Below are 4,531 nucleotides of genomic sequence, written 5' to 3'. Positions count from 1 at the left end.
GGACCACCCGGGCGAGCCACATCGGAATCCGGCCTCACCCGTGTGAGGCACCGTGGATCTCGCTCTTACGGGGGAGGCGTCGACCGCCGACCGAACCTATCGTCGAAGAGTGAACTTTCGTCGAGTGGCAGTCCTGCCGTACCGGGCGTGGATCGCCAAAGTCCCCGATCCGACGCTGAACCGGTATCTGTCCAACGCGTGGAACTGGCTCGCCGCCGTCGCCGCCATCGCGATGATCGCGGTCTGCTGGCCGGTGCTCGCCGAACTGACGGACATCCCGGCCTACCTGCTGCCCGCCTTCGCTCTGCTGGGGTGCGGGGGCATCGCCGTGGTGTTCTTCGGCGAGCACGCCGTCCGCATCGGCTGGGCGGCGACGGTCGTCACCGCGGGCGTCGCGTCGCTGATCCCGAACAGCGCCGACTGGCCGATGCCGCCGCCGCTGTTCCTCGCGCTCCTGGCGATGACCGTGGCCGCGCTCTGCACGCAACCGCTCAACCGCCTGCCGGTGGTGGCCATCGCCACCGCGGGGGCCTTCGTCCTCGGCATCGGCCCCGACGCACGGATCGGCTGGATCTTCGGGCTCGCGGTGGCGACGATCAGCATCGCCTTTGTTCGCTACCGTGCCAGTTCACGGCGCGAGATCGCCGAGCAGACCGAGGCCACCGAAGTGCTCCGCGCCCGCGAAGCGGTGCTGGCCGAGCGCTCGCGGATCGCCCGCGACCTGCACGACATCGTCGCGCACCGCATGTCGATGATCGTCGTGATGTCGCAGACGGCCCCGTATCGGCTCGCCGCAGCCGACCCCGCCGAAGAGGTGGGACCGGGTGCTCGCACCGAGTTCGACGGCATCGCCGACGCCGCCCGCGAGTCCCTCGACGAAGTCCGCCAACTGCTCGGCGTGCTGCGCCCGCACGGCGACGAGCCCGCCGCGCTGCGTCCCGTCCAGGGCCTGGGCGACCTTCCGGAGCTGATCGATGGAGTACGGACCGCCGGGGTCGACGTCCATCTCGACGACACCGTCGACCATGGGACCGTCTCGCCGACGGTCGGCACGGCCGCCTTCCGGATCGTGCAGGAATCAGTCACGAACGCCACTCGGCACGCACCCGGTGCCTCGGTCGCAGTGAGCCTGCGTCTCGATCCCGACGACCACCGGCGACTGGCGCTCGAGATCCGCAACAGCCCCGCAGCGAAAGCGCTCGGCGGAGACTCACCGCATGGTGGACACGGCATCCTCGGCATGACCGAGCGCGCCCTCGCCGTCGGCGGGTCGCTCAGCGCGGGGCCGCTGCCCGACGGTGGCTTCCTCGTGAGCGCCGCGCTCCCGCTGGCACTAGGGTGAGGCGCGTGCCGACCACAGTCCTCATCGCCGATGATCAAGCCATGGTCCGTGCCGGGTTCGCCGCGCTCCTCGGCGCCGCCGACGGGATCTCCGTCCTGGGCGACGCCGAGGACGGCCTGGTGGCCGTCGAACAGGCGCAACGACTTCGGCCCGACGTGATTCTGATGGATGTGCGGATGCCCCGCCGCGACGGTCTGTGGGCCGCCGAGCAGATCATCTCATCGGGTCTGCCGACCAAGGTGCTGATGCTGACCACCTTCGACATCGACGACTACGTGTATTCCGCCCTGCGGATCGGAGCGTCCGGCTTTCTGCTGAAGGACGCGCCGGCCGACGAGCTGGTCCGCGCCGTGCACGTGGTGGCCGCGGGCGATGCGCTCCTGGCGCCGTCGGTCACCAAGCGGCTCATCGAGCAGGTGACGTCCCGGTCGGTGCGAAAGAGCACCGGGGCCGCCGCGGTCCTGACCCCGCGCGAGCTCGAGGTGCTGCTGACGGTCGCCGACGGAAAGTCGAACGCGGAGATCGCTCAGGAGTTGTTCGTCTCCGAGCAGACGGTCAAGACGCACGTGAGCAACATGCTGACCAAGCTCGCGCTCCGCGACCGCGCCCAGGCCGTTGTCTTCGCGTACGAGAACGGACTGAAGTAGCCGGTTGGTCGTCGGCCCCGCGGCAGACCGGGGATTAACGCGCCCGGATCGCCTGCGCGTGCTGAGATGGTCACTGACGTACCGACACGGCGAGAGGGGCCACATCCATGGCGCGCTTCGGCATTCTGACCTCCGGTGGTGACTGCCCCGGGCTCAACGCGGTGATCCGCGGAATCGTCTTGCAGGGCACCACAGTCCACGATCACGAGTACGTGGGTTTCAAGGACGGGTTCCACGGCCTGGTGTACGGCGACGTGATGGAGCTCGACCGCAGCGTGGTGCGCGGCATCTCGCAACAGGGCGGAACCATCCTCGGCACCAGCCGATTCGGGCCGTACACCGAGCCCGACGGCGGCGGCGAGAACATCAAGAAGGTGTTGGCGCGGCTGGAGATCGACGCCGTCATCGCCATCGGCGGCGACGGCACCATGGCGGCGTCCAACCGTCTCCTGGAGGACGGGATCCCGCTGGTCGGGGTGCCGAAGACCATCGACAACGACCTCCTGGCCACCGACTACACCTTCGGCTTCAACACCGCCGTCGAGATCGCGACCGAGGCCGTCGACCGCCTGCGCACCACCGGCAACTCCCATAAGCGCTGCATGGTCCTGGAAGTGATGGGCAGGGACGCCGGCTGGATCGCGATCTACGCGGGGGTGGCCGCCGGTGCGCACGCCATCTTGATTCCCGAACAGCCCGAGTCGCTGGAGCAGATCTGCGAGTGGGTCACCAGCGTGCGCGACCGCGGCCGGTCGCCGATGGTGGTGGTCGCCGAGGGCTTCAAGCTCCCCCACATGGACGATGCGCACTCGCACAAGGGGGTCGACGGGTTCAACCGGCCGCGTCTCGGCGGGATCGCCGACGTCCTCGCTCCGCTGATCGAGGAGCACACCGGAATCGAGACCCGGTCGACGACACTGGGGTACATCCAGCGCGGCGGCGTCCCGAGCGCCTGGGACCGCGTTCTCGGCACGAGGTTCGGGCAGGCCGCCAGCGATCTCGTCGCGGACGGGGTGTGGGGCAAGATGGTCGCGCTGCGCGGCACCGACATCGTCCACGTTCCGCTGGCCGATGCCGTCGGCCACACCAAGACGGTCCCGCTGGACTATTACAACGGGGCGCGGGCGATCTTCGGCTAGTCATGACTGCATCCGCGTAGTTCGCCGTCAGAAGCTGTCTTCAGAACCCAGCTTTCGACGGCGAACTACGCGGATCTGCGTGGGGCCGGTCAGTGACCCTTCCACTGCGGTTCGCGCTTCTCCAGGAACGCCGTGAGGCCCTCGCGGAAGTCTTCGGACACCAGGACGGTGTCGAGGACCGCCATGCTGTCGAGGGTCGCTTGAACGGCGTCCGGTTCGGCTTCGGCGGTCGCCATCGCGGCGATCGAGGAGCGGACCGCGACCGGCGACGCGGCGACGATCTCCCGAGCCACCGCGCGGGCCGCATTCATCACGTCTCCGGTCGGGGCGACGCGCGACACCAGTCCGTGAGCGAGGGCCTCGGCGGCGTCGAGTCGGCGACCGGTGAGGATCATGTCGCGGGCCAGGGCCGGCGGCACGACCCGAGGGAGTCGGACGAGCCCGCCCGCGGCGGCCACCAGCCCCACCTTCACCTCCGGCAGGCCGAACGAGGCGCCCTCGTCGGCGACGATCACGTGGCAGGCGAGGGCCACCTCGAGGCCGCCGCCGAGCGCATAGCCGTTGACCGCGGCGATCACCGGCTTCGGCATCTCGCGGCGCGACGTGAGGCCGCCGAAACCGTTGACGGGCACCGACAGTCCGCCCGCCGTGCTGCTGGCGGCGAGGTCGTTGCCGGACGAGAAGGCCTTGTCGCCTGCACCGGTGAGGATGGCGACCCACAGGTCGGGGTCGGCGAAGTAGGCGTCGAACACGGCGTCGAGCTCGGCGTTGGTGACCGGGCTCATCGCGTTGCGGGCCTCGGGTCGGTTGATCGTCACTTCGAGCACGTGACCGTCGCGCTTCACGATCAGATGCTGGTACTCGTCGGCAAAGCCGACGGTCGGGACGGGGTGCCGCGCGTCGAGTGCCGCCCGCGTCAGTGCCACGAAGTTCTGATTCGCCGTCCCTCGCGCGTACACGGTGGTTCCCACGGGGTCCGAGTCGCCGACCATCAGTGCAAGCAGGTCCGGATCGTCGACCGCGGCGACGAACCGGGAGTGGTCCGGGAGGCGGCCGATCACCGTCGCGGCGGGGCGGTCGCCGTCGGGGTCGATGACCACGAAGGATTCGATGACCGCGGTGCCGTCCGGGTAGTGGGCCACCCGAACCGATGGCACGGCGTCGAGCTCGCGTTGGATGCCCGCGGAGGTGGAGGGACGCCATGCGACGGGTTCGGTGGAGTAGACGCCCACCGAGTATTTGCTCAGCAGTCCGCCGTTGGCCGCCACGAGACCGAACGATCCGGGGGTGCGACGGGCCCGGGCCACGATCTCGGCGATCCCGTGCATGGAGTAGTTGTTGCCGGGGCCACCGAAGTAGGGGAGTCCGCCGGTGGCGCTGAGGCCGCGGGGATCGTCGGGGGC

At 69.7% G+C, this 4,531-nt stretch carries 4 protein-coding genes; 3 read left to right on the top strand and 1 reads right to left on the bottom strand.

Going from position 1 to position 4,531, the window contains the following annotated elements; translation table 11 throughout:
- Positions 1–109: 109 nt before the first annotated feature.
- From GX543_RS16600 to GX543_RS16590, 3 genes are all read left to right on the top strand, one after another.
- Positions 110–1,342 (top strand): sensor histidine kinase, encoded by a 1,233-nt coding sequence (locus GX543_RS16600; RefSeq protein WP_290853557.1) that lies wholly within the window; start codon positions 110–112, stop codon positions 1,340–1,342.
- A 5-nt stretch (positions 1,343–1,347) separates the two neighbouring features.
- Positions 1,348–1,989 (top strand): response regulator transcription factor, encoded by a 642-nt coding sequence (locus GX543_RS16595; protein ID WP_290853555.1) that lies wholly within the window; start codon positions 1,348–1,350, stop codon positions 1,987–1,989.
- Positions 1,990–2,096: 107 nt separating this feature from the next.
- Entirely contained in the window at positions 2,097–3,128 is a 1,032-nt protein-coding gene (locus tag GX543_RS16590; protein WP_290853554.1) for an ATP-dependent 6-phosphofructokinase, read from the top strand.
- Between the two features lie 89 nt (positions 3,129–3,217).
- Here GX543_RS16590 and GX543_RS16585 read toward each other — a convergent pair.
- Positions 3,218–4,531 (bottom strand): enoyl-CoA hydratase-related protein (locus GX543_RS16585; RefSeq protein ID WP_290853552.1); only part of this gene is annotated, 1,314 nt, incomplete at its 5' end.

It is taken from the genome of Gordonia sp. (in: high G+C Gram-positive bacteria) (genome assembly GCF_012515855.1).
GTDB lineage: Bacteria > Actinomycetota > Actinomycetes > Mycobacteriales > Mycobacteriaceae > Gordonia.
The sequence above is the reverse complement of the archived record's forward strand: the minus strand, read 5'-3'. Positions and strand labels throughout refer to the sequence as shown.